The sequence below is a fragment of the Wolbachia endosymbiont (group A) of Sphaerophoria taeniata genome (assembly GCF_947250735.1).
Taxonomy (GTDB): Bacteria; Pseudomonadota; Alphaproteobacteria; order Rickettsiales; family Anaplasmataceae; genus Wolbachia.
On the sequence record NZ_OX366344.1, the window covers coordinates 381,824 to 406,416 of the forward strand.

General features: G+C 35.6%; 22 protein-coding genes, 2 tRNA genes and 2 pseudogenes. 14 read left to right on the forward strand and 12 right to left on the reverse strand.

Annotation, left to right across the window (positions count from 1 at the left end):
- Window positions 1-89: 89 nt before the first annotated feature.
- From rimM to OOK84_RS01850, 3 genes are all read left to right on the forward strand, one after another.
- Window positions 90-596: a ribosome maturation factor RimM gene (gene rimM / locus OOK84_RS01840; RefSeq protein WP_253307237.1), complete on the forward strand. Its 507-nt coding sequence runs from the start codon at window positions 90-92 to the stop codon at window positions 594-596.
- A 62-nt stretch (window positions 597-658) separates the two neighbouring features.
- Entirely contained in the window at window positions 659-1,225 is a 567-nt protein-coding gene (gene efp / locus OOK84_RS01845) for an elongation factor P (RefSeq protein ID WP_264732155.1), read from the forward strand.
- Window positions 1,226-1,233: 8 nt separating this feature from the next.
- A complete protein-coding gene (locus OOK84_RS01850; RefSeq protein ID WP_264732157.1) occupies window positions 1,234-1,929 on the forward strand; it encodes an inositol monophosphatase family protein in 696 nt (231 codons plus the stop codon).
- Window positions 1,930-2,047: 118 nt separating this feature from the next.
- Here the strand turns inward: OOK84_RS01850 and hemA are convergent, their stop codons facing one another.
- From hemA to htpG, 3 genes are all read right to left on the reverse strand, one after another.
- On the reverse strand, window positions 2,048-3,256 hold the full coding sequence (gene hemA / locus OOK84_RS01855; protein ID WP_264732540.1) for a 5-aminolevulinate synthase: 1,209 nt from the start codon (window positions 3,254-3,256) through the stop codon (window positions 2,048-2,050).
- Between the two features lie 71 nt (window positions 3,257-3,327).
- Window positions 3,328-6,330, reverse strand: a complete 3,003-nt coding sequence (locus OOK84_RS01860; protein ID WP_264732158.1) for a lipase family protein — start codon at window positions 6,328-6,330, stop codon at window positions 3,328-3,330.
- A 37-nt stretch (window positions 6,331-6,367) separates the two neighbouring features.
- The gene (htpG, locus tag OOK84_RS01865) at window positions 6,368-8,272 is read right to left on the reverse strand and encodes a molecular chaperone HtpG (protein WP_264732160.1); all 1,905 of its coding nucleotides are present in this window, start codon (window positions 8,270-8,272) and stop codon (window positions 6,368-6,370) included.
- A 548-nt stretch (window positions 8,273-8,820) separates the two neighbouring features.
- On the opposite strand from htpG, the gene OOK84_RS01870 reads away from it, so the two are divergent.
- Window positions 8,821-8,973 (forward strand): hypothetical protein, encoded by a 153-nt coding sequence (locus tag OOK84_RS01870; protein ID WP_264732162.1) that lies wholly within the window; start codon window positions 8,821-8,823, stop codon window positions 8,971-8,973.
- A gap of 43 nt (window positions 8,974-9,016) precedes the next feature.
- Window positions 9,017-9,957 (forward strand): annotated as a pseudogene (locus OOK84_RS06830) (IS5 family transposase).
- A gap of 321 nt (window positions 9,958-10,278) precedes the next feature.
- Here the strand turns inward: OOK84_RS06830 and OOK84_RS01890 are convergent.
- Window positions 10,279-11,301, reverse strand: coding sequence for an IS110 family RNA-guided transposase (locus OOK84_RS01890; protein ID WP_264731025.1), 1,023 nt, complete (start codon window positions 11,299-11,301; stop codon window positions 10,279-10,281).
- A 383-nt stretch (window positions 11,302-11,684) separates the two neighbouring features.
- Between OOK84_RS01890 and OOK84_RS01895 the strand changes: the two genes are divergently transcribed.
- Together OOK84_RS01895 and ubiH are read left to right on the forward strand one after the other, a co-directional pair.
- Window positions 11,685-12,695, forward strand: coding sequence for an Mrp/NBP35 family ATP-binding protein (locus tag OOK84_RS01895; protein WP_264732164.1), 1,011 nt, complete (start codon window positions 11,685-11,687; stop codon window positions 12,693-12,695).
- 560 nt (window positions 12,696-13,255) lie between these two features.
- A complete protein-coding gene (gene ubiH, locus OOK84_RS01900) occupies window positions 13,256-14,404 on the forward strand; it encodes a 2-octaprenyl-6-methoxyphenyl hydroxylase (RefSeq protein WP_264732541.1) in 1,149 nt (382 codons plus the stop codon).
- 120 nt (window positions 14,405-14,524) lie between these two features.
- Here ubiH and OOK84_RS01905 read toward each other — a convergent pair whose 3' ends face one another.
- Together OOK84_RS01905 and OOK84_RS01910 are read right to left on the reverse strand one after the other, a co-directional pair.
- Window positions 14,525-15,526 carry a gamma-glutamyl-gamma-aminobutyrate hydrolase family protein gene (locus tag OOK84_RS01905; RefSeq protein ID WP_264732166.1) on the reverse strand — a complete coding sequence of 334 codons (1,002 nt, stop codon included), beginning with the start codon at window positions 15,524-15,526 and terminating at the stop codon, window positions 14,525-14,527.
- Between the two features lie 90 nt (window positions 15,527-15,616).
- A tRNA-Phe gene (locus OOK84_RS01910) sits at window positions 15,617-15,689 on the reverse strand.
- A gap of 79 nt (window positions 15,690-15,768) precedes the next feature.
- Here OOK84_RS01910 and coaD point away from each other — a divergent pair.
- Both coaD and OOK84_RS01920 read left to right on the forward strand, forming a co-directional pair.
- Window positions 15,769-16,275 (forward strand): pantetheine-phosphate adenylyltransferase, encoded by a 507-nt coding sequence (coaD, locus tag OOK84_RS01915; protein ID WP_264732168.1) that lies wholly within the window; start codon window positions 15,769-15,771, stop codon window positions 16,273-16,275.
- A 68-nt stretch (window positions 16,276-16,343) separates the two neighbouring features.
- A complete protein-coding gene (locus OOK84_RS01920) occupies window positions 16,344-16,535 on the forward strand; it encodes a zinc-finger domain-containing protein (RefSeq protein WP_006279326.1) in 192 nt (63 codons plus the stop codon).
- 24 nt (window positions 16,536-16,559) lie between these two features.
- Here OOK84_RS01920 and OOK84_RS01925 read toward each other — a convergent pair whose 3' ends face one another.
- The gene (locus OOK84_RS01925; RefSeq protein ID WP_264732170.1) at window positions 16,560-17,186 is read right to left on the reverse strand and encodes a phosphatidate cytidylyltransferase; all 627 of its coding nucleotides are present in this window, start codon (window positions 17,184-17,186) and stop codon (window positions 16,560-16,562) included.
- Entirely contained in the window at window positions 17,176-17,871 is a 696-nt protein-coding gene (uppS, locus tag OOK84_RS01930; RefSeq protein WP_015589050.1) for a polyprenyl diphosphate synthase, read from the reverse strand. The genes OOK84_RS01925 and uppS overlap by 11 nt, the downstream gene beginning before the upstream one ends.
- Before the next feature lie 206 nt (window positions 17,872-18,077).
- Here uppS and OOK84_RS01935 point away from each other — a divergent pair, with 206 nt between their 5' ends.
- Window positions 18,078-18,257, forward strand: coding sequence for a hypothetical protein (locus OOK84_RS01935; protein ID WP_264732172.1), 180 nt, complete (start codon window positions 18,078-18,080; stop codon window positions 18,255-18,257).
- 124 nt (window positions 18,258-18,381) lie between these two features.
- On the opposite strand, the gene frr is transcribed toward OOK84_RS01935, so the two are convergent.
- Genes frr through rpsB form a run of 4 tightly spaced genes read right to left on the reverse strand, consistent with a single transcriptional unit; the run spans window position 18,382 to window position 21,381 of the window.
- Window positions 18,382-18,939, reverse strand: a complete 558-nt coding sequence (gene frr / locus OOK84_RS01940) for a ribosome recycling factor (RefSeq protein ID WP_264732173.1) — start codon at window positions 18,937-18,939, stop codon at window positions 18,382-18,384.
- A 7-nt stretch (window positions 18,940-18,946) separates the two neighbouring features.
- Complete coding sequence (pyrH, locus tag OOK84_RS01945) at window positions 18,947-19,681, reverse strand: UMP kinase (RefSeq protein WP_182182811.1); 735 nt, start codon at window positions 19,679-19,681, stop codon at window positions 18,947-18,949.
- Between the two features lie 10 nt (window positions 19,682-19,691).
- On the reverse strand, window positions 19,692-20,552 hold the full coding sequence (gene tsf / locus OOK84_RS01950) for a translation elongation factor Ts (protein ID WP_264732175.1): 861 nt from the start codon (window positions 20,550-20,552) through the stop codon (window positions 19,692-19,694).
- Window positions 20,533-21,381 (reverse strand): 30S ribosomal protein S2, encoded by an 849-nt coding sequence (gene rpsB, locus OOK84_RS01955; protein WP_264732177.1) that lies wholly within the window; start codon window positions 21,379-21,381, stop codon window positions 20,533-20,535. Before rpsB ends, tsf begins: the two co-directional genes overlap by 20 nt.
- 192 nt (window positions 21,382-21,573) lie before the next feature.
- Between rpsB and OOK84_RS01960 the strand changes: the two genes are divergently transcribed.
- The 4 genes and pseudogenes from OOK84_RS01960 to OOK84_RS06740 all read left to right on the forward strand — a co-directional run.
- Window positions 21,574-21,650: transfer RNA gene (locus OOK84_RS01960), tRNA-Asp, on the forward strand.
- A 137-nt stretch (window positions 21,651-21,787) separates the two neighbouring features.
- Window positions 21,788-22,234 carry a preprotein translocase subunit YajC gene (yajC, locus tag OOK84_RS01965; RefSeq protein WP_264732179.1) on the forward strand — a complete coding sequence of 149 codons (447 nt, stop codon included), beginning with the start codon at window positions 21,788-21,790 and terminating at the stop codon, window positions 22,232-22,234.
- Window positions 22,235-22,266: 32 nt separating this feature from the next.
- Window positions 22,267-24,078 (forward strand): glutamine--fructose-6-phosphate transaminase (isomerizing), encoded by a 1,812-nt coding sequence (glmS, locus tag OOK84_RS01970; RefSeq protein WP_264732181.1) that lies wholly within the window; start codon window positions 22,267-22,269, stop codon window positions 24,076-24,078.
- A gap of 204 nt (window positions 24,079-24,282) precedes the next feature.
- Window positions 24,283-24,419 (forward strand): annotated as a pseudogene (locus tag OOK84_RS06740) (IS4-like element ISWosp8 family transposase); the annotation flags it as partial.
- Window positions 24,420-24,593: the final 174 nt, after the last annotated feature.

Here is a 24,593-nt window from a genome sequence, read left to right on the forward strand (position 1 = left end):
AATACATTGTATTGATAGAATTACAATAAACATTTTTAGGTATTTTATGCCTTATAGACAAAAAATCCAACATTAGTTATCATCTTAATATGAACGACAATCTGGTATGCCTCGGAATGATTACTTCTCCTCACGGAATTAAAGGAGCTGTTAAATTAAAAACTTTTACCGAAAAACCTGAAAATATCTCCTTATATGGTGAGCTAATAAGTGGTGATGAGAATTATAAAATAGACTTAGTATCCGTCATAGGTGATAATCTAGTAATAGCTACAATCAGCGGAGTAAATTCCCGTAATGAAGCAGAGCTTTTAAGGAATAAGAAGCTGTATATAGAAAGAAGCAAGCTACCGAAGCTAAATGATGAGAATGAATTTTATCAAAGTGACCTTGTAGATATGGAAGTAAGGCTGGAAAGTAATGAATTATATGGCAATGTAAAATCTATATATAATTTCGGCTCAGGGGATATATTAGAAATTTTAGTTATCAGCACAAAAAAACGCATTATGCTGTCTTTTACCAAAGAAATGTTTCCGCACATAAACATGAAGGAGAGGTATATGGTGCTCAATATGCCAGAATTTATTGACTAATAAAGACTTTGATATTTATATAAAGCTATTTATAATTGTAAGATCGAACTGAAAATGTAATTATGGCAGAAAGAGCTAACGATATCAGACCAGGTCAGGTGTTGGAACATAACGGCGGATTATTTTTGGTTGTAGGTATTATGCATACTCAACCTGGTAAAGGTGGTGCATACATACAAGCCGAAATGAAAAACATTAAAACAGGAGCAAAACACTATGAAAGATTTCGCTCTGATGCAACAATCAGAAGGGCAATTTTAGATGAAGAGGAGTATGTTTACCTTTTCACTGAAGGAAACATTGTAAATCTTATGCATCCAAGTAATTACGAGCAAATCACTATAAATTTGGACTTATTGGGAGAAAAAAAGATTTATCTACAGGATAATATGAAAGTTAAAATAGTAACTTATCAAGACAAAATAATTTCTGCGCATGTACCTGATTATGTTACACTTGCTGTGAAAGAAACAGAGTCTGTTATTAAAGTACAAACTGCTACTGCTTCTTATAAGCCTGCAATTTTAGAAAATGGAATGCGCGTTAACGTGCCTCAGTTTATAAAAGAAGAGGATAAAATTGTAGTATATACTCCAGATGACAGCTATTATGAAAGAGTGAAAGAGTAAAAGGAAGAATGTCCATCTCATCACCACGAATTAATGTGATGCTTGATTCTGTGCGTAGTGCTTCCAGGCAGCTTATGCGCGATTTTAATGAATTGCAAATTTCTAATGTTAAATCAGCAGACTTCATTAATAAAACTTATTCAAAATCCAAGCAAACCATATACGATTGCTTGCACGACTACAAACGAGACTATGGGTTTATTTCCGAAGATGATACTGACCAAGAAATAAAAGATAACGGTTACACTTGGTTTATTATGCCTATAGAGGGCAGGGAGAACTTTTCTAGTTGCATGGTTTATTTTGCAGTATCAGTCTGTCTCATTCATAAAAATAAAGTTGTGGCAGCTGTAATTGATGCTCCGGCTCTTAGAGAAACTTTTTGGGCAGAAGAAAAGAAAGGTGCTTTTCTTGAGGATTTTAGATCTCGTCATATAAAAATGCGGGTGAAAAGCCGTGAAGGGGGTCTAATAGATGTAAGTGGTAATTTATTAAATAAATTGCTGCCTGGCAATAGTAATGTACGCTCCATCGGTTCAACAATTTTAGGCTTTGCGTACCTTGCAGCAGGAAGGCACAGAGGAGCAGTTTACTCTGGAGTTAACAAATATAAAGCCTTGCTCGGTAGACTTTTTCTGCAAGAAAGCGGTGGAAGGCTAACGGAAGACAACGGGCTAATCATTGCTGGAGATATAAAACTATAGCTAAAGTAATTTATGTTTACCTACAATTTGATAAGCGTAAAACTCGTCATTCCGCTACTTGTTAGCGGAATCCATGCTGAGATACCGCGAATAAATCGCGGTATGACGTAGGGCTGTACTAGCTATAGCATAAACAGGCTACAGAGATAGACAACTTCTCAAAAACTTTTACAAGAGATTCTGTTAAATGTTCTATCATTTCATCAGTATGATAAGGTGTAGGGGTAATACGGAAACGCTCAGTTCCTCTTGGCACTGTTGGATAATTTATATGTTGAACGTATATTCCATGCTCATCAAATAATAATTTTGATACTCCTTTGGATAACTCTGGGTCGCCAATTATTATTGGAATTATATGAGTTTCTGTTGGAATGAAGTTAATTCCTGTATTTCTCAGTGAGTTTTTTACTTTTTCAACGACTTGCTTTTGCTTTTCCCTTTCAATGTTGCTCGATTTTAGGTGTTCAACGCTTGCCTTTGCTGCCGCTGCTAAAACAGGCGACATAGCAGTGGTGAAAATAAATCCTGGAGCGGAACTTCTTATTACATCTACCAAGCTCTTTGAAGACGCTATATACCCACCCATCACTCCAAAAGCCTTCGATAGTGTACCTTGAATGACGGTTATTCTATCCATCAGGCCTTCTCTTTCTGCAATTCCGCCACCATGTGAACCATACATGCCAACTGCGTGCACCTCGTCCAAATAGGTGATTGCATTATGTTGATCTGCAAGATCGCATATCGCTTCAAGCGGCGCTATATCGCCATCCATTGAATATACGGATTCAAGTGCTATTATCTTTGGTGTTTTTGTGTCTACGGACTTTAACAACTGCTCTAAGTGATCAACATCATTGTGTTTAAATATATGTTTTGGTCTTTTTCCTGATTTTATGCCTTCTATCATTGAAGAATGGTTCTTCTCGTCTGAAAAAATTACTACATTTGGAATAATAGACGATAAAGTGCTAAGTGTTGTCTGGTTAGCAAGGTAGCCACAAGCAAAAGTTAAAGCAGCCTCTTTTTTATGCAAACAAGCTAAGGATTTTTCCAGTTCGACAACCTCTTTTGTTGTACCAGATATATTTCTTGTTCCCCCCGCACCAATTGATGAATTTTGAATAGCGGCAATAACTTTCTCATTTTGTGACATTCCTAAATAGTTATTACTGCACCAGACTATTACTTCCCTATTTCTTTCATAGTCCATAATGTGGGGGAGCCTACCTGGCAATGACGCAAAGTGCGTAAATTCACGGTAGCGCCCCTCATCTTTTATATCTTTGATTTTATTTAAGAATATTTCTTCGTAGTTTACCAAGTTTTTATTCACTAATAATTAATACAATTATAATAAATTATTAAACGATAGACTACTATATTTATTCATCGTCAGCTACAGCAAGGTGTACTTTTTTGCATATCATCATCAACCTTTTCGACCTTATCGTTTTCAATTAAGGTTTTAGGCCTATAGCAGTAGGTAACTATAGCTACAATAAGACAACAAGCTGCAACACCTGCTATTATTCCTGTTGTCAGTAAGCTAACACTAAAAGCAAAATATGCAGCAGGTGCAGCAGCCCCTGCAAGTATTCCAGCTACTGCGAACGTCCATGTAGCTACGGTAGGACACTTACTCTTTTGCGTATTTTGTGTTGCAGTAATACTTCCATTTCCTGGATTATTAGGCAGCTTGCCATTGGTTTTAGTATCATTCACCTGCTTAAATTTGTTGTTAGCTACTGAAGGTATTAGTGTTGGCTTCAGTGCCGGTGTTGGTTGTGGTGTTGGCGCCGGCGTAGGTATTGGAATTGGATTCGGTGTTGGTGTTAGGTTCGGCGTTGGCACCGGCGTAGGTGTTGGAATTGGATTCGGTGTTGGGTTCGGTGTTAGCACTGCTACATCTTCCCCGGTGCCAATAGCATTGCGAGTTCTATCATTAAGTGCACCATTCTTATACAAATCTGTAAGTACTTTTACTATATTTTGCAATCCTTCTGGACTTTCTTCGTTGATCACATTCAAATTAAAGGTAATGAAACCATTAGGGGCAGGAAGTTGGATTTCCGATATTCCATTGTTAAGAAACTCCTGTACCGTAAGCTTAAGTGTAAGCGGAGTAAAATCCTCTCTACCATGCTTGTTGAAAATTCCAATGGTATTGCGGGAAGCAAGCTGTTGACTACTTAAAACTGCAGATTGCAAATTCTGTGCATTTCTTGTTTTGAAAGTAATATTTCTTTCATGCGCAACTTTCAATGGAGTATAGCAAAAACTACCTTGTACCCTAATAGATTGAGGAGAATGCGTGTTATCTTCTGGCTGCTTGGTGGTAGTTTGAGTACCACCTTCTTGTTCAGGGATTTCGTTAGTTGATGTAGGTACTGGATCTCCTAGAAGACTATTGTCATCATTACTTGAAAAATCTATTAAATCTTTTTCTAGCGCATCATCTTGGTGCTCTTCAGGCACGGCTTTATCATGTTCACCATCATTTTGACTGCCTTGTGTAATTACTACAGACTCTTCTTCATCACTTCTAGATGTCAAAACATCCTCACTAACAGGAGTTACTTGATTACTTGCAGTAGCGCTAACATCATTTACTGATGATGCAGCAGCCTTAGCATCAATTCCAATGCTTTTGATCCTTTCTGTAAGCAAATCTCTAGTTTTTAAGAGTTTTTCTTTCTGAGCAATGCTTTTTTCCTTCTTAACAGAACCTAGACTGTTAGTCTTCTCCTTCTCTTGAATTTTAGTATTTACTCTCTCTAGGATACTCTTCAAAGTAAGTTCATCTTTTATACCATTCTTTTCTAGGTAATTCTCCATATCCTCAGGATTGTGGATAGCATCCAACAATCGCTGATCTAATTTCTGCTTTCCATCTTTTTTACTTTTAGGCATTTTACTCCTCCTATAATCATTACCTATAGTTTCTTCTATTGAAGCCTTTTCATTATTCATAATATTTTCTCGTTTGTCCACAATATTTTCTTGTGGTTGTTGACTCAATTCACTATTACTGCAGGTAGATCTCATTGCTAAACTACCACCTGCTACTAGATTATCACCAATTGAACTAAGAAATCTAACAGACATATTTTCAGTTCCACACAACTGCCTTAACTCCATACTGTTTCCATTATTGTTAATATAAAGAGGCACTTCGCCTCTTCCATTAATGTTACACTCTATATGAGACATTATTAAAGGATCTTCACTGACCATAGCATTTTTATGGCTTATTAAATCAGCAAACTCCATTTCTCTTTCAAAATAGCGTTGTTCCGTGTTTGAAATAGCATTGCGAAAAAGATAATAAGGTGTAGTTAAAGCTGTAGTGATTATATAATAAGGAACTGCAGCTACATAAGAAAAGTAATAGTATCTAGATCTATTACTATCTGATTGAAAATCTTCTGGTTTCATATCTTGAATGCAACCATAATAGGTGTCTGTTTCATGATAATACTTTCCTACTATATGGAGGTCTGTCACAAGGCAGTTTACTATCAAGTTACCTGTTTTTGTTTTTAATGGTTCACCTACATGTTTAAAGCCCATAGAGCCGGTTGGGAACATGGGTATTGGATCTGATAAATTAGTTACTCTAATGGTATTTTCTCCAAGAAGCCTTTCATAAATTTCAGCACCACGGGAGTCAAAAACCCTCGGAGAACCAAAAGTTGCAACACGAACATGTTCAGCACTCTTTACTTTCTTAAGATATAAAGCAGTTATAGTAGCAAGAGCGGCTCCCATACTATGGCCCGTACTATTAATTCTAAAGTCTTTGATTTCTGATTCTTGCTTTTCAATGTAATCGCTTAATACTTTATCAAGACTAGGCAACAAATCATAAAATGCATTATAAAAACCACTATGCATTTTCCCACCTTCAGGTAAAAATTCTTGAGTAAATGCTGCGCTTACATCAGTCATCACATCATCAAGGCCTTTAGTACCACGATAGGCTATGGTTATTTCTTTATCTTTTGTAAAAACAAAACCAACAGGCGTTCCATTTTTCTTATAATAAAATGGAATAATACCATAACCTTCGTTAATGAGTTCAGCTTTAGTTTTATATCTGCTATCTAACTTTTCGTCGTTATTACCATAGCTGATCTTACAGAAATTACACACCTCTAATAATTCCTGTTTACTAAACCCTGCAATTTGTATTTTGTCTAGATCACTAACCTCGATAATTTCATAACCATTCTCAAAGCTACTACATTGAAGTTTATCCTCGGGTTGACTTCTATCACCTGAAATTTCAGACTCTTCTTCTCCTTCAATACCTGAATCTCCAGAATGGCGGCGCTCCTTTTCTTCTGTATGATTTGCTGTTGGTGGCATAAGCCCACCAAATAAATTCCATCCCATGTTTTACCCCTAATTAATAGCTAAGCCAAGTATAGCATTAAACAGAAATCTTGCCAAGCAAATTATTAACTCTCTTAGCAAACAGACTTACATCATCCATCTCTTCACCTTCCACGATGCAAGCTTGGTAAAATAATAAATGAATCATGTCTTCCAATGTTGGGTTTTCACCATTTTCAGCGTGAGATTTCATTATGCTTTTTATTACAGGATGCTTAGTGTTAATTTCCAGTACCTTTGGCGTGCGGTAATTTAGCTGCTTTTGTTCACGCAAAAAACGCTCCATGCGAAGATCCATAGCTCCTTCATCAACCGCTAAACACACAGGACTGTCAGTCAGTTTTTTTGAGATTTTTACGCTTTTCACTGAATTGCCAAGAACCTTGGTGAAATATTGCAGTATAGAGTCCATATTTTCTTCAGTCTTTTCTTCATCTTGCTTATTTTCCTCATCTTTTTTATCTTCTTCTGAAGAGAATTTTTCCAAATCAACATCAGCGCGGGTCACAGACTTAAATTTTTGATCTTTATATTCATGAATCACGCTAGTCCAGAAATCATCAACTGGATCAACAAATAGGAGCACTTCTAGTCCTTTACTGACGAATCCCTCAAGTTGCGGACTGTTTTTCACTGAATCGAGGCTATTTCCGGTGAGATAATAGATATGCTCCTGCTCAGGCTTCATTCTGCTTATATAGTCATCAATGCTGACTAATTTCTCATCACCAGTGCTATGAAATCTGCAAATCGAGAGCAGTGCCTCTCTCTCATCAGTTGGCATAGCTTCACAAAGACCCTCTTTTAATACTGCACCAAAATTGGTCCAGAATTTTGTATATTCCTCTAAATTCTCTTTTGCCTTTTTACCAAGCTCTGATATCGCGCGTTTAGTTAAGGATTTTCTGATTTGCTCAACAACACGATTATTCTGCAGCGTTTCTCTGCTGATGTTAAGAGGCAAGTCCGGTGAATCAACAATACCTTTCAGAAAACGCAAGTATTGTGGTATGATCTGTACGTTATCTTCAGTAATAAATACCTTGTTTACATATAACTTCACAGAGCAACGTCTATCTGGATGGAATAAATCAAAAGGTTTAATGGAAGGAACATAAAGCAAATTTGTATATTCTATTGCACCTTCATTTTTATTATGCAATATCATCCAAGGCTCCCCTCCAACGTGAGCAACACTGCGGAAAAAATCATTGTGTTCCTCTTGAGTAACATCATTTTTTGGCTTAGTCCAAATTGCAGCCTTACTGTTTAACTTTTCACTTTTTCCTTCTTCATTTATGAATTCAACAGGAAAATTTATGTGATCAGAGTAAGTAGTGACAATGTTTTCAACACGAAATTTATCTAAAAACTCATTCTCTTCAGGACGCATAATGAGTGTAATTTTAGTTCCACGAGAAATTTGATTATCTAGTTTACTTATCGAATACTCTCCATCTCCCTTGGATTTCCAGACCCAAGACTCCTCCTCTCCAGCTTTTCTTGATTCTACTATTACTTCTGATGCAACCATAAAGCTTGAGTAAAAACCAACACCAAACTTCCCAATCAGCTCCACAGCTTGGCTTGAATCCTTGCTATTTTTAATCGCATCTAAGAACTTTTGCGTACCAGAGCTTGCAATTGTACCAAGGTTATCTATTAAATCTTGTCTGTTCATTCCGATGCCATTATCAGTGATATATAGCTCGTTCTTATCTTTATTGGAGCTAATAGTGATTTTTAACTCATCACTTGAATCTAGCAAATTTGAATTAGATTGAGATTCATAGCGCAATTTATCACATGCATCCGATGCATTTGATATTAACTCACGCAGAAAAATGTCCTTATTAGTATAAAGTGAATGAATCACTATATTCAGTACTTTCCCTACTTCAGCGTCAAATTTTAAATTTTCAGTTTCTTGTACGTTATGCATTTTGAGCTCCATTATTTGCCTACTACCCTAATAATCTAAGTATTGCACTGCAATCTTTCAAGGTCACGCACGCCAAAATTAATGTAGCCGCCATATTATGACACCCAATTTATGGGATCTCTTGCATAAAAATTCCTTGACACCCTTCGCCAGCCCCCTTATCATGGTACTGAAGGTATTCAGTTATCTTCATCTGTGCAGATTAAACAGCAAAAAAAACAACGTACTTGGCGTCTTATTTTTAATTTTTCGCACTATGTGCACCTTATGTCTTCACAACATTTCTGGGTTTTTACCTACACAAGCTGAAACGCGCTTATAAGTCGTTTAAGACAGTATAGTACGCCAATTTGCAGGATTAGAGAGTGACAACTAGCTAACACGGGGTTTCTTTTGCCTTTTTTTCTGCTTAGTAAATTTCTTAATGTTTATAATTTAGATTAGTTGCGGCTAAAAAGCAACTGAATCGCGGTTATTAAACGTTTAGAATAAAAAAACGCCATACTTGAAAGTATAATGTAAGTAATTAGCCAACCATGGGGCTTCTTTTGCCTTTTTTTTCACTTGGTAAATTTCTTAATATTTATAGCAACATGAACAAACATTTGAGAGTAACTTCTGCTAGTAGGGTGTCATCCCAGTGCGTGACACTGGGATGGCTTTGTTGCATCGCTCAAGTGAAAAGAACTGGCAGTTACTGACAAAATTCATTATAAATAGCCATTTAACTGTTGAAGAAAAAATATGCCACAAAAAATGAGAGTCAGTAACTGCCATGAATATAACAAATTTCTCCAAGAAAGAGGAAGCATTTTTTGTTATATCAATGACGCCATAGAAAATTGGTACGAGAATTGTCCAAAAATGCAGGGCGGCAACTATATTTATAGTGATAAAGTTGTGATTTTGGTGCATATAATCGTCAGTTTCTTTAGAATTGGTTTAAGACAAACAGTCGGGTTTATAAAAGGGTATTTGCAACAAATAGGAAGAGATTTGGCAGTTATCAGCTATTCACAAGCATCAAAAGAAACTTAATATTAAGATAAATGATTGCAGAATTGATAAAAATAATATGGAAGATATCGAAATTGCTATAGACAGTACAGGAATTAGTATATACAACAACACACAGCAAGGAAAATAGCACTGACAGAAAATATCGTGGCTATGAGCAAACGAGAAAATTGCACGTAATGTTGAATATAAACAACAAAAAAGCCATAGCTGTAAAATACAGTAACGGTGTCTACTCTGATCACTATGGAGCTTGTGATTTGCTAAAAGAAGTTGATTTTCAGCATGCCATAAAAGTACTATATGCAGATAGGGCATGTGATAGGCACAAGTTTTATAAGTTGTGTAACGAATATGATATAAAGACAAAAATTCCACCAATAAACAATGCGGCAGAACATCCAGAAATAGATTATATGTCTGACAGGAATGCTGCTATTAGGTTAATAAAATTATACGGTTAAGATGGCATGAAAGAATGGAAAAAAGAAGTAAATTATGGGAAAAGATCTTATATTGAAGGGTTTTTCTCAAGATTAAAGCAAATATTCGGATTTAGTTTTAGGAATAAATCTGAGATAAATCGAGAAAAAGAACTGCTAATCAAATGCTATTTGCTTAATAAATTCACTGATATTGGTATGGCTAAATTTGAGATAGTTACATGAATTTACCATAAATCACCATCTCATAAAGTGTGATGCAACAAAGCCATCCCAGTGTCACGCACTGGGATGACAGGAGATACCGTCTTGTTAGTCAACAAAAAAATTATAAAAATTTCCCAAGTTGCATCATAAAATCAAAAAATACTTCCAATTGTGTAACAGTACACAGATTATAGTTAGTGGATATGTTGATAAGTAAATTAGTTTTATACGCACAAAACAGATGAAGTTTACTTATCAACATATCCACTAACCAACAACATTCAATAAATTTGTGTAAGATACCACTTTACATAAGATAGATAGGAAGCATTTTTGATTTTAAAGTACTAAACCTTCAGTCAACCTCCTAGCCCTGTAGTTTTTGATATGGTTAGGATCAAAAGCACTTTTGGATGTCAGAATACCGAAAATGATATGGAGTAGCTTACGCATTGCAGCACCAACGATGGCCATATTATGCTTACCCTTTTCCTTTAATCTTTGGCAAAAGCTCATAATGATAGGATTGTGATTCTTAGCTACTATGGCAGGAAAGAAAAGTGCCTTACGTAATGTTTGTGAACCGGATTTACTTAATCTGGGTTTGGCATATACAGAGGAACCTGACGTCATATTTCGTGGTATAACTCCTGTATATGCTGCCAATTGCCTGGCATCTCTAAAAACCTCTATATCAGAAACTTCAGCTAAAATAGCTATTGCTGATTCTTCTCCTATGCCTGGAATAGTCAATAGAAGTTGAAAATTTTCCAACAATTCTTTGTGTTGATTTAATAGTTCACGTACGGAGTTTTTTATTGTTTCTATTTTTTGAGCTATATTCATTGCAAGGTCTTCCCAAGCATTTGCAACTTCTTTAGGCAGTCTCTCTTTTTTTTCTAAGTGGTTATTTACTAATGTTAACTCATCTTTTAACGCAACTGAGCAACGATAAAGATGTTTTAATTTTTTCATTTCAGGAGAAGGTGGTGTCCAACTAGAAGGTTCCTGTCTTTGGCAATAATCAGCAATAACTTCTGCATCGGTCTGATCATTCTTTTGTCGTATCAGCTTACTCCTTGCATAAGATTTTATGCAATAAGGATTTACAACACTTACAAAATGTCCAGCATTGTGTAGAAATTCAGCCAGTGCTTCGCTATAACAACCAGTAGATTCCATGCAGGTTTTTACTTTTTCTACATTATGTTTGTGTAGAAAATTCAGTAGACTTTGAAACCCATGATCATCGTTCTTAAAGCTTCTTTTTCTAATTTCACGCTTTCCTTTTTTGCTTATAAATGAGAGAAAAACATCAAAGCGATCTTTTGATATATCTATGCCCAAAAAGTTGTTGATCATATATAACCCCATACGTTACCATTAAAAATGAAAAGTAAGGCTAGTCTTGTGAATACAGAATTAGAACCATTCAGGTCTTTCTACGATACCGTCCAGCCTATACTTTTGAGAAGGGAATTCTTATCTCCTCTACAGATTTTATATCTAAGAAGAAGCACAGAGTTCCTCCCTTCTCCACCTAATGCTTAAGCTTAAAACATTAGATGCTTTTGACAAGATACAAGAAGGGGCTACTTGGATGACAAGAAAGAGGCTACTTTCATGATACTGTCATAAAGTGAACCAGTACTTGGCTTGTGTTCTAGGCAAAACCTGCTATAACATTTAACATACTGTTTCCGAAACAAATGTTCCGCACTGGGATCTGCTATGTAAGAGGTCTAATGATCAACGAAGAAATTGTAAGAGAGAACTTAAAAAAAGTCATAGAGCAAAAAAGCGGTAAAGATGTGATCGCTCTTGGCATAATATCCTCAATCATTATTAAAGGCGGGGACATTGGTTTTGCGCTTGAAGTTGCCGGTAACACGCAAGCAAACGAAGAATTAAGAAGAAATTGTGAGCAAGCTGTTAAAGCTATACTGGGGGTGACAAAAGTGATCGTGGTTGCTACTTGTCAAAAACAAACTGGGCAACAAAAAGCTAAATTACATATCGAAGGAGTGAAAAATATAATCGTTGTGGCCTCTGGTAAAGGCGGTGTGGGCAAGTCCACAGTTGCGCTAAATCTTGCTCTCTCATTAGCAAAGTTGAAACATAGAGTTGCGCTGGTTGATGCAGATATATATGGTCCTTCAATTCCTAAAATGCTTAGCACTGAAAAATTAAAGCCAGAAATACAGGGTGGAAAAGCAATACCTATAGAAAGGTATGGACTGCATACTATTTCAATCGGCTATTTTGTTGACAAGGATCGTGCAGCAATATGGCGCGGACCTATGATCACAAAAGCACTTTATAATCTGCTCATGGGAACAAAATGGTCCGATATAGAGTATTTGATAGTTGATACACCACCTGGAACTGGCGATGTGCATTTAAGTCTTATGGAAAATTTTAACTTAACCGGGGCGATAATAGTTTCAACTCCACAGGAGCTCTCTTTAATCGATGCTCGCAAAATTTACGATATGCTTAAAAAGCTCAGCGTACCGGTTATTGGAATTGTGGAAAATATGAGTTATTTCATTCAAAATGACTCAGAAATATACATATTTGGAAAAGACGGCGCAAAAAGAATGTCTGAGGAGCTGAGCATCAAACTCCTAGGCAGGATTCCTCTGGATCCACAAATATGTCATGCTTCTGATTGTGGAAATCCTTTAATGCTAAGTGAAGATTTGGCAGAGATTTATGAAGACATTGCTAAAGATGTTATAGCTAAAGTGGCTTAGGTTTACCTACAATTTGAAAAACCGTCATTCCGCTACTATTTAGCGGAATTTATACCGCGAATGAATCCACAACTGTACGAACATTGTCTACCAGAAGGGTGTCATCCCAGTGCTTGACACTGGGATCCAGGAATTTTATTAAGTATAAAAATAGCTGTTTTATGTTAAAATACAACGTTTTGATGATTATGGAAAGGCTGGATTCCAGACTGGAATGACATCATCCTTTTTTCTGAATTCCAGTGTCAGCTACTTCCATGACATCATTATAAAGTAAAATGAGATCCCAGTGTCACGCACTGGGATGACAAGAAAGGGCTACTGGGATTACAAGAAGAGGGCTACTGGGATGACAGGGGAGTTGCCTTTTTTCTACTTAGTTTGGGTTATGCAAGAAATCTAATATGATTACTTCTATGCTTAGCCATTTTCAAGACAGGTTCTAAGAGACTTAATTTGTATATAGGAAAACCTTAAAGTCTTTTACTCATAGTATACAAAGTTTGTTTAAACTATTTTCAAAATAGATAAAATATAATTTTACAATTAGCGTGAATAAAATGAATTACGATGTAATCATTTCAGGTGGTGGGTTGCTTGGTCTTATTACTGCAATTGGCCTCAGTTGTGACTCTGTGTCTGTAGCTGTGATTGAAAAAAATAGTCTACCACGTGTAGTAGATGACAACCGAGCATTTGCTATTTCTCAAGGCTCGAAAAAAATATTGGAAAAATTAGGGATTTGGCAGTTTATAGAAAGCGAAGCTGAGCCAATACTTGATATATGCATATTAGATGCGGTTACTGTGCATTACAATCATAAAATGGTTGGTGAAGAACCAATGGGTTATGTTATTAACAATGCTACTATATGGAATGCAATCAACAATAATTTTCTGAATAAACTAAATATATACTCTCCACATTCCTATAAAACAATTGCTTGTGATTCAGGATATGTGGAAGTTATTCTTGATAATAACCAGGAATTAATATCATCGCTACTTATCTGCGCTGAAGGCAAAAACTCTAAACTACCAGAGTTATTTTCTATACCGACAGTGAAATTTGATTATAAACAAAGTAGCATAGTATTTAATGTAAAGCATGAACTGCATCACCAAAACTTAGCTGTAGAGCGTTTTTTTCCTGGCGGTCCATTTGCAATTCTACCGATGAAGGGTGGCTATACTTCTTCGATAGTTTGGACAGAAAAATCTGGAATTTCAAAAATGCTAATGGATCTGTCTGAAGAAGAATTTATTATAGAGCTCAAAAAAAGATTTGGTTCTTATTTAGGAGAGATAAAATTAGAGGGTGAAAGAAAACTTTATCCTTTAAGTTTTGTTTTCGCAAAAAAGTTATATAAGGGTAGAGTTTTGCTTATCGGCGATGCAGCACATTCAATTCATCCAGTTGCAGGTCAAGGGCTTAATCTTGGAATTAGAGATGTAGAAAGTGTTATAAAGCACATAGTTGCTGCAAAAGCATCTGGTATTGATGTTGGCAGTAGTTATTTATTAAAGAAAATTTCACGTAACAGATACTTTGATAATTTTACAATGGCGCTTGCAACTGATGGATTAAATAGGATGTTCTCCAACAGAATATTCTGCGCTAAAGCACTAAGAAATCTTGGCTTGATTGCAGTTGAAAATTCAAAATTTCTCAAAAAAAGCTTCATTCGGCATGCTATGGGATTTATATAAACTACTATTTTATAGCTAATGCAAGTCATACCGCCGCGGTATCTCTAGATCCCGCTAACAAGCAGCGGGATGACGAATTTGTCGTTTATCAAATCGTTGGTAAATCTAAAGCTATAGCCATTAAGCACGATAAAGAAAATCATTTATAATCGCTATAGCAACTAGTGTAGACACTTGACGTTCCTTGTGATTTGATAAATAGAGGTTTTTATATGATTTTACAACAAGGGCTTCTGGATGACATTGAAAGTAAATATTACCGTGCTTATCTTCAATAGCCTCTATTACCCCATCACTGGAAAATGCTGCAACTTTATATCCAAGTAACTCCAATTTTCTTCTATTTTCTGGTGTATTACTTACTGCCCCTGAATGAGCATCTGGAAAATATGTTGAAAACCAGCCATTTTCATTAGGTATTAAGAATTTAGCTACTAATTCCGCTAAACGACTGTTTGGAACGATCTTTATCTGCTGGAGAGGTGCATCCTCTTTATGTGGATTAGGTGCTGATTTTAAATGAGATCTTCGCTTCTCTTCATCACTCACAACACTCACTACTTCAATTCCCTTTGCATTCATTATGCCTTCACATATGCCAAGTAAATGAATTGCAGGGTTATCATCCACTATTTTTGCAATTGCTTCAGTAACAAGCTGGCGACAAGGAGTGGGTGCTGAGTGTAAATTATCCGGAATAAATATTCTATTTATTTTGTGCTCTTTAATAAACTTTGCAACTTCAATTTTTATTCGGTCTAATGTCAGCTTCTTTGCCAATGTTTCATCTTGTTTTGCGAGATTAAGTGACTCTGTCTGAATTTTTTTAAGGCTAATTATCTTATTATAATCAATCAGTACAGTCTTAACCCCAAAGTTATTAAACATCTCGTAGATATTTTGAGATAGCCCAAGCTCATGTGCTTCTTCCGTTTTCAACAAACCAACAACTATGTCATTATTTACTGTATTTTCTGCCGTCAAGGCAGTTGACGCTGGTTCTTCTTTTCTGGTTACATGTTGAGATGCCGGTTTTTCACTAACGCCAGCATAAGTAATATTGCTTAATAATAGAACTATAATTAATAAGATGTTAAATATTCTACTATAACATTTATACATATAGTTTACCTTCTCAACACTTATATTAATACCATAACATATTATAGAACGTTTTATAACAAAAAGGCAAATTTGCCAAGAAAGAGAAGGTGGCCTGAGCAGGAATCGAACCAGCGACACAAGGATTTTCAGTCCTTTGCTCTACCAACTGAGCTATCAGGCCAACTGTATACTTTCATTTTTAGATAAAAAATGTTATTATGTCTATCAAAAGTTTTTAAAGTAGTTTATAAAAATAAAGGATGAACATTAATGACAAAATAGGAATCTACCCTGGCACATTTGACCCTATAACTTTTGGGCATATTGACATAATCAAAAGAGCGTGTAAACTAGTCGATAAATTAATAATAGGAGTTGCAGAAAACGTTAATAAGCATGTTGCCTTTGACACAAAGCTACGCACAAGCATGGCTGAAAGTGAAATCAAAGGGCTAGGAATTGATGCAGATGTTATATCTTTTAATGGGTTGCTAGTGAAGTTTGCCAAAGAGCAGAATGCTTCTGTTATTATTAGAGGATTAAGAGCAGTATCGGATTTTGATTACGAGTTTCAAATGAGTTGGGTAAATTATAAACTTCTTCCTGAAATCGAAACCATATTTCTTCCTGCTTCTGAAGATACTCAATTTATCTCATCAAGTTTTGTAAAGGAAATAGCAAGATTAGGAGAAGATGTTAGCAAATTTGTATCAAAAGGCGTTCAAAACGAATTGATTAACCTGAATAGGATAAAAAATGGAGAATAGTGCTTGTTGTTTTTTATTTCTGAATGGGTATATTCAATATGTAAAATGTTATAAGCTAAAGGAGTAGCATGTCAAAAGTGAGGGTTAATAATAGAAAAGTTTGTTGTCATGGTGATGAGAATGATGAGGGTTCTGGCCATCCATTAATATATTTAGATATGGGAGAAGAAGAGGAAATAGCCTGCCCTTATTGTGAAAAGACGTTTGTCCATGACTGTACTGTAGAAGCGGTTGGGGAGCTGACTAGGGATGAACTCTAATGGCACTTTATTTCTTCTGCAGACTTAGCTTATGTAAATAGCAAGAAGAGGGGCAGTAAAAATGAAACTATCCATACGATCGAGCACTCCTCCATGGCCAGGTATCATACTTCCACTATCTTTAACACCGTAAGCTCTTTTAACAAGCGACTCAGTGAAATCGCCAAGTTGCGCTAGAATAGCGATTGCAAGGCCAATGATTGGAGAATAAAAAATTGAAAATAGACCAAAAAATATTGATCCAAAAATTGTGCACACTACTCCAGCTAAAATCGCACCAAGAAGTCCTGTCCAAGTTTTTCCAGGGCTAAGAATTGGGCAAATTTTAGCTCCACCAAAATTCTTACCAAATAGGTAGGCAGTAATGTCAATTCCCCAAATGGTTAAGACGAACCATACTAATGCGTATTTTCCCTGTGGTAGGTTATATAAATATATTAATGAGGCGCTTGGTAGTGCAATCAATAATAATGCGAAAACGTATAAAATTTTGTTTCCTTGGGTTAGATTATACCATTCAAAAGAAGATAAAACTGCTATTGAAAAAATCAATAGGTAAAACGATAAATCACTGAAATATGTAGCAAAAGAAAATATGAATAATATTACTATTGAGGACAATATTCTAATTATAAAATTATTATCTACCATATTTTTTCTCTCTTTTTGTATAATCTTCTAATGCTTTGCTCAAATCTTGACAAGAAAAATCAGGCCATAAAGTATCACAAAAATATAATTCAGCATAAGCTGCTTGCCATAATAAAAAGTTGCTTAACCTTTTTTCGCCGCCAGTGCGAATTAATAAATCCAATTTTGGCAGATCTTTAGTATATAGAAATTTTTCAAATTCCTCTTCTGATACATAAGCAATATTTTCTTTTATAATATTGCTTATAGCTTGTGTAATTTCTTGCTTTGCTCCGTAACTGACTGCCACAGTGAGTAATAAACCATCGTTCTTATGTGTCATTTCTTCTGCTTTTTTAATTTGATCCAATATTTTACTGGATAACAGACTTAAATTGCCAATAAAATTCAACTTAATGTTACAGTTGCAAATGAAATTGACTTTATCTTCATTAGTTAAAACGGAGTAAAATAAATCAAATAGACAGTCAGTTTCGTTTTTGGGTCTAAGCCAATTCTCCATAGAGAATGCATACAAAGTTAAGTAGGGTATGGTTAGGTCCGTACAATACTTGGCAATATCGTATGCAACTTCACTGCCCTTTTTATAACCATCAATTTTTACCTTTCCTTGATTGTTCGCCCATCTACCATTACCATCCATAATAATTGCTAAATGTTTCGGTAAAGATTCTTGATTCAACATTTAAAGTTTACCTAAACCACCCGATATCATCTGAGTGCTTAACATATCACTGTACAAAAATAGTGATTTAGTAGCAATCTCTACTTGAAAGGTGTCATCCCAGTAGCCCTTTTTCCTGTCATCCCAGTGCGTGACACTGGGATCTAAGTATAAAAATATTTGCAAATTATGCAATGAACAACAGATTCTTGGGGCATATAATGTCCATGATGAAAATAAGATGTATCCCAGTGTCACGCACTGGGATGACAGGAAAGAGGGAAATGGATAACAGATTCTTAGAGCATATAATGTCCATGATGAAAATAAGATGTATCCCAGTGTTACGCACTGGGATGACAGGGAAAAAAGGCACTGGGATGACAAAAAAGAGGACACTGGAATGACATCATTTACTGTATAATACTGTGCAATATTGCAACGTTCATACAGTTGTGTGTCGACTACCTCCATGACACCTTTGCATATAATTTTTTCTTTTTCACTACTGAAGGTTTCTTTCATATTGCCTTAGTGATGCAATATATCCTTTTCTTTGATGGACAATTCACCATCAATCTTTTTTATATTATCATCAGTAATATTTTGTATTTCCTTCTTAGCACCATGAAAATCATCTTCTGAGATCTCCTTATTTCCCTTCATTTTCTCTATTTCTTCCATAACATCTCTGCGTATATTTCTGATGGCAATCCGCGCATTTTCAGAAAACTGATGCAATAATTTTACTAATTTTTCACGGGTTTCTTGTGTTAAATCCGGAAGAGCTATACGTATGGTATTGCCCTCAACAACAGGATTTAAATTCAAGTTGGTATTTAATATAGCATTTTTCACTTCACCTACAACATTAATATCCCAAACTTTAATTGATAGGGTTTTGTTATCTATAACTGAAACGCCTGCAACCTGATTTAACTTTTGATGTCCACCATAGATATTTACAACTATACCATCAAGCAACGATGCGCTAGCTCTACCAGTGCGTACGCCTTTAATATCATCATGAAAGGACTGAATAGTTTTTAGCATTCTTTCTTTTGTTTTAGCTTTTATTTCATTTAACATAAACTACCTACTGTTTACAATCTGAAACTATAGTATAAGTACCTTGACCCTTAATAATATTGACTATTTTTTCTCCCTTCAAAGAAAAAACTATAATTGGAATAGAATTCTCACGAGCAAGTGAAATTGCTGATGCATCCATAACTTTTAAATCACGAGTCAATAAATCCGTGTAAGAAAGCCTATCATACATTACAGCATCCTCATTTTTTTTCGGATCAGCGGAGTATACACCATTTACTTGTGTACCCTTTAGAATAACATCACAATTCATTTCAACAGCACGTAAGGCTGCAGCTGTATCTGTAGTAAAAAATGGGTTGCCTGTGCCTGCTGCAAAAATTACCACTCTACCTTTTTCTAAATGACGAATAGCTTTCCTTCTTATGTAAGGTTCACATACAGTGGCCATGGGTATTGCAGATAATACCCTAGAAGCTACTAAATTTTTTTCTAAAAAGTTTTGTAAAATTAAAGCATTGATTATAGTTGCAAGCATTCCAATATAATCACTGCTTGCTCTTTCACAGCCACTTAAAGACGCAGATGCGCCACGAAAGATATTACCACCACCAACAACAATACATACCTGAACTCCAAGCCTGTTAACATCAGCTATATCTTTGCATAATTGGCTTATTATTCCCATATCATGGCCAAAAGACTGTGACCCCATCAAAGCTTCACCAGAGATCTTCAATAACACTCTAGAGTATTTTACTTTATCTGCTAAGGAAGACATTTCTTGCCATTTAGTTTGCACTGCCCAAAACAAGTAACTTGTAATCAGATAATTTAATAGCACTCACCTCGCTTGATTTTATAAAATCAGAAACCTTCATTTTATCATCTTTTATGAACTTTTGTTCTAGTAAAACAACTTCTTCATAGTACTTAGCCATTCGTCCATCTACTATTTTTTTTGCTACTTCTTCAGGTTTATTTAAGCTCCTTACTTGCTCTTCAATTATAGAACGTTCATTTTTCAACTTCATTTGATCTAAATCATCTATAGACAAAGCTTCAGGCTTCATAGCAACTATGTGCATCGCTATTTGTTTTCCAATTTCCTGTAACTTTGCCTTATCACCGGGTGATTGCAATGCAACTAAAGCGCCAGTTTTACCTAAACCACGTACATCACCGTGTACATAACCAGCAACAACTCCATCCTTAGTCTCTAGGTAACAAAGCTTGCTCAACTCTAACTTTTCACCAAGAACTGACGTACCATTCATAATAGCTTCCTGCACTGTGCCAATGCTTTCATACTTGGCATTTTTTAACTCATCAACGCTGATACAGCGTTCTTGATGAGCAATTGATGCTAAATTTGAAACTAACTCTATAAATTTCTCATTCCTTGCAACAAAATCGGTTTCGCAATTGAGTTCAACCAATGCACCATAATTTTCAGTCAAACACATAGCAACGAGCCCATCTGAAGCTACTCTATCAGATTTTTTGTCAGCTTTAGCAAGACCTATTGTACGCAACTTATCAACGGCTTTCTTGATGTCACCATCACATTCTTCTAATGCTTTTTTACAGTCACTTAAGCCAAGCCCTGTCCTATCACGTAATTCCCTTATATTATCTGGATTCATCTTCATTTGTTACTACCTCCCTTTCTTCTTCTTTGTAAACTTTACTACGTTTCCTTTTAGTTTGCACAATACTATCTTCTTTTTCTTGAATAAACTCATCACCTTTTATATTATCAATCTTAACTCCAGATCTTGCTAGACTAGACTCTATTCCAGCTAATATAGAGTCGGTAGCTAATTTACAATAGAGCTCTATTGATTTTCTTGAGTCATCATTTCCAGGTATTAGATAAGTAATATCATCTGGATCAGAATTAGTATCAAGTATTGCAACTATTGGAATTCCTAACTTTTTAGCCTCCTTAACCGCAATATGCTCTTTATTAGTATCAATGATGAATAAGATATCAGGAATTGCTCCCATTTCTCTAATACCACCAAGCGCCTTATCAAGCTTTTGCTTTTTCTTTTCAATGTTCCCCAATTCTTTCTTTGTTAAAATGCTATCCTCGTCATTTAATATTTTCTCATATTGCATCAAGGTTTTTATCGAAGAAGAAACAGTGCCCCAATTAGTAAGCATACCACCAAGCCATCGATGATTCACATAATATTGACCACAACGAATCGCTTCACTTGCAATAATATCAAAAGCTTGAAACTTTGTACCAACAAATAGAATGCGACCACCTTGAGATGCAACGTTATATAAAGCCTTCATGGCCACCTGTAGCAATGGTAATGTTTTTCGCAAGTCAATTATATGTATACGATTTTCTTGATGCACTCCATATATGTATGGAGCCATTTTTGCGTTCCAGCGACTAATTTTGTGACCAAAGTGTACACCAGATTCGGCTAAATCACGCACAGTGACTTCAGGCAAATTTGTCATATATCATTCCTCCAAATAGTTTATCTTCCATGGCATAACCCTAATGGGACTACTTGTACAAGCCATGTGTGAAATTAAATTATTTACATAGTAATAGAAAAGACAGCAAAGCGCAAACAAAAAATATTGACAAAGGGCAACATGTTTATTAGCTTTAAAGTCGAAGCCCGAAAACGCTAAAAAGAAATTAGGGGGGGTGTAGCTCAGTTGGTTAGAGCGCATGCCTGTCACGCATGAGGTCGTGAGTTCAAGTCTCATCACTCCCGCCATAGTGGTTTTAGCATAATCTAAAATCCGCAATATTATTGCCGTTATTTAGAAACGTTTTCACCAGACTTGACATGGCATGGTATTGTAATTAATACTTAAATAGGTTTGTTTTTATCATTAACAATTAGGATTAAATATGCTCATTTCTGAAGTTTTTGCAGCAGATGCAACTAGCAATGCATCAAGTATCGGCGCATCTTTTGCTAGTTTTATTCCATTGATTTTAATATTTGTGGTATTTTATTTTCTCATTATTCGCCCAAACCACAAAAAACTAAAAGAACATAGAAAAATTATAGATCAAATAAAACGTGGTGATACAGTCATTACTTCTGGCGGGATAATAGGTGAAGTTAATAAAGTTGATGAGGCAAATGCACAATTTATAATAGAAATAGCACCAAAAGTTGAGGTGAAAGTCCTAAAGTCCGCTATATCTGAAGTTTTAAACAAAGAAACTCAAAAAGTGGAAGCTAAACCAATTGAAAAAGGCAAAATCGAAAAGAGTGATAAAAAGAATAAAAATCAACCACCAGAGGAAAGTAAAAAGGGAAAAGATGATAAAGGCAAAAATGCTGCATAACTTTAAAAGAAAGTTCATTTGGTGATCCATTTGTGTGCGGAATATTTGGTGTAATAAGTAGCGGTGATTCAGTAATACCAACTTTACTAACTGGGTTGCAAAAATTGGAATATAGGGGATATGATTCCTCAGGTATAGCAATCATAAATAACGAAGGCGAGATAGAAGTCAAAAAATCAGAAGGTAAAGTTAAAAGATTGTATGAAGTTGTTGATGAAAGCAAGATGTCTCACAGTACAGTTGGTATAGCACATACTCGCTGGGCTACACATGGAGTTCCAGGCCTTAAAAATGCTCATCCCATTCATACAAATAATGTTGTTGTTGCTCATAACGGCATAATTGAGAATTACAATCTGCTAAAAAAGGGTCTAGAAGAAAGGGGAATGTTATTCCATACTGATACTGACACAGAGATCATACCAAATATGCTAACCTTATATCTGGATGAAGGATTGTCGCCAGTTGATTCTCTATTTAAGTGTTTAAACAACTTACATGGCTCATTTGCCTTGGTCTTATTATTTGCAGAATATCCAGATGCCTTATTTGTTGCGAAGAGAAATTTGCCTTTAGCAATAGGCTATAACTGTAACACAGTGTTTGCTGCATCTGACTCTAATGCTTTAAGTGCATTTGTGGAAAGAATATCGTATTTGGAAGATGGTGACATTGCAGTGATAAAATCTAGTGGAGTTAGTATATACAACAATGGTACACAAGTTAAACGTAGTATAGAAAATAGTAGTCCAAGTGATTTTCTAATTAGCAAAAATGGGTATCCTAGCTTCATGTTAAAAGAGATTTTTGAGCAACCGCGTGCATTAAACAAAACAATAAATCAATTTTACAAGCAATATAAAGAGGTCAACAAAAAATTGTTTTCTGAGCGGAGTTACATTACTATAGTTGGATGCGGGTCATCTTATTTTGCCGGGCTAATAGCAAAATATTGGCTGGAAAGTGTCGCTCAAGTTCGAGTATATCTAGAAATCTCATCAGAATTTAGGTATAGCAACGTCAAGCTAGAAGAAGGCAGCATTGGGTTATTCATCTCTCAATCTGGCGAAACTGCAGATACCATAGAAGCGCTGCGTTATGCGAAATCACAGAAGCAAACAATCATTAGTATAACTAACACATTTAACAGCAGCATTGAAAAGATCTCAGATATTGTGTTACATACTCTTGCTGGGCCAGAAATTGGTGTTGCTTCAACAAAAACCTTTTCTGCGCAACTTGCAACTTTAGCATGCTTTGCCGTGGAGCTTGGAAAAATAAAAGGTATACTGGGTGGAGAGAGAATAAAACAGCTAAGCAGTGCTATCAATTCTATTCCCGAGTATGTTGAGCACGTTTTGAATGTGATGCAAATACAACATATATCGGGCAGTATATTAGAACACAATAACGTTATTTTAATCGGCAGAGGAAGTTCATACGGAGTTGCAATGGAAGGCGCATTGAAGATAAAAGAGCTTTCATACATTAATACCATTGGCATTGCAGCGGGAGAAATGAAGCACGGTTCTATTGCTTTAATAGACTCTACTGTGCTTGTTATAGCAATTATCCCTTATGATAGTTTATTCTTTAAAACGCTATCTAATATACAAGAGATTATTGCAAGAAAAGGCAAAGTAATTGCCTTCAGTGATAAGCAAGGAGCGCCATTCCTAAGGGGAGTTTGCGCAGATGTGGTGCAACTTCCAGACACTGATAATTTTATCTCTCCTATCATCTATAGTGTTGCTATGCAATTCCTTGCTTACTATACTGCAGCAAAAAAAGGGTTAGATGCCGATTGTCCAAGAAATTTAGCTAAGTCTGTCACGGTTGAGTAGTCCATTTAAAGTTAAAGCTAGACTTCTAATTAAGGTAACCGTTCACTCAATGGCGTCAACTTAAGGAAAAATGTCTGCGATTGTGTGTAAAATTTCTCTCTAAAATTTTTACCATTAAATTACCCAAAAGCTGCAATAAACAGCACTTTTATTTCTGTTTTATTTCAACAAAGAAGTCTAAAATGTGTCCTTTTTAGGTGAAACATGCAAAAAGGGAAAAATCTTATTTTACAAATTAAAAATACAATATACTCGAAAACTTTTCAGAAGATCCATTGTGTTGGAAAAAAAGTTTCACACGCACAAGAAAACTTCCTTTTACGACAGTATTAGACTTCCTGCATAACCAATAACGAACTTTTATTGGGAATAGAGACGAAAAAACCTACTTGACAAACTCCGCCAGCCCCCCTTATCATGAGTATTGAAGGTATTCATTTATCTTCAATCTGTGCAGATTAAACGACAACAGTATTACGTAATTGGCGTCTTATTTTTAATTTTTTGTACTATGC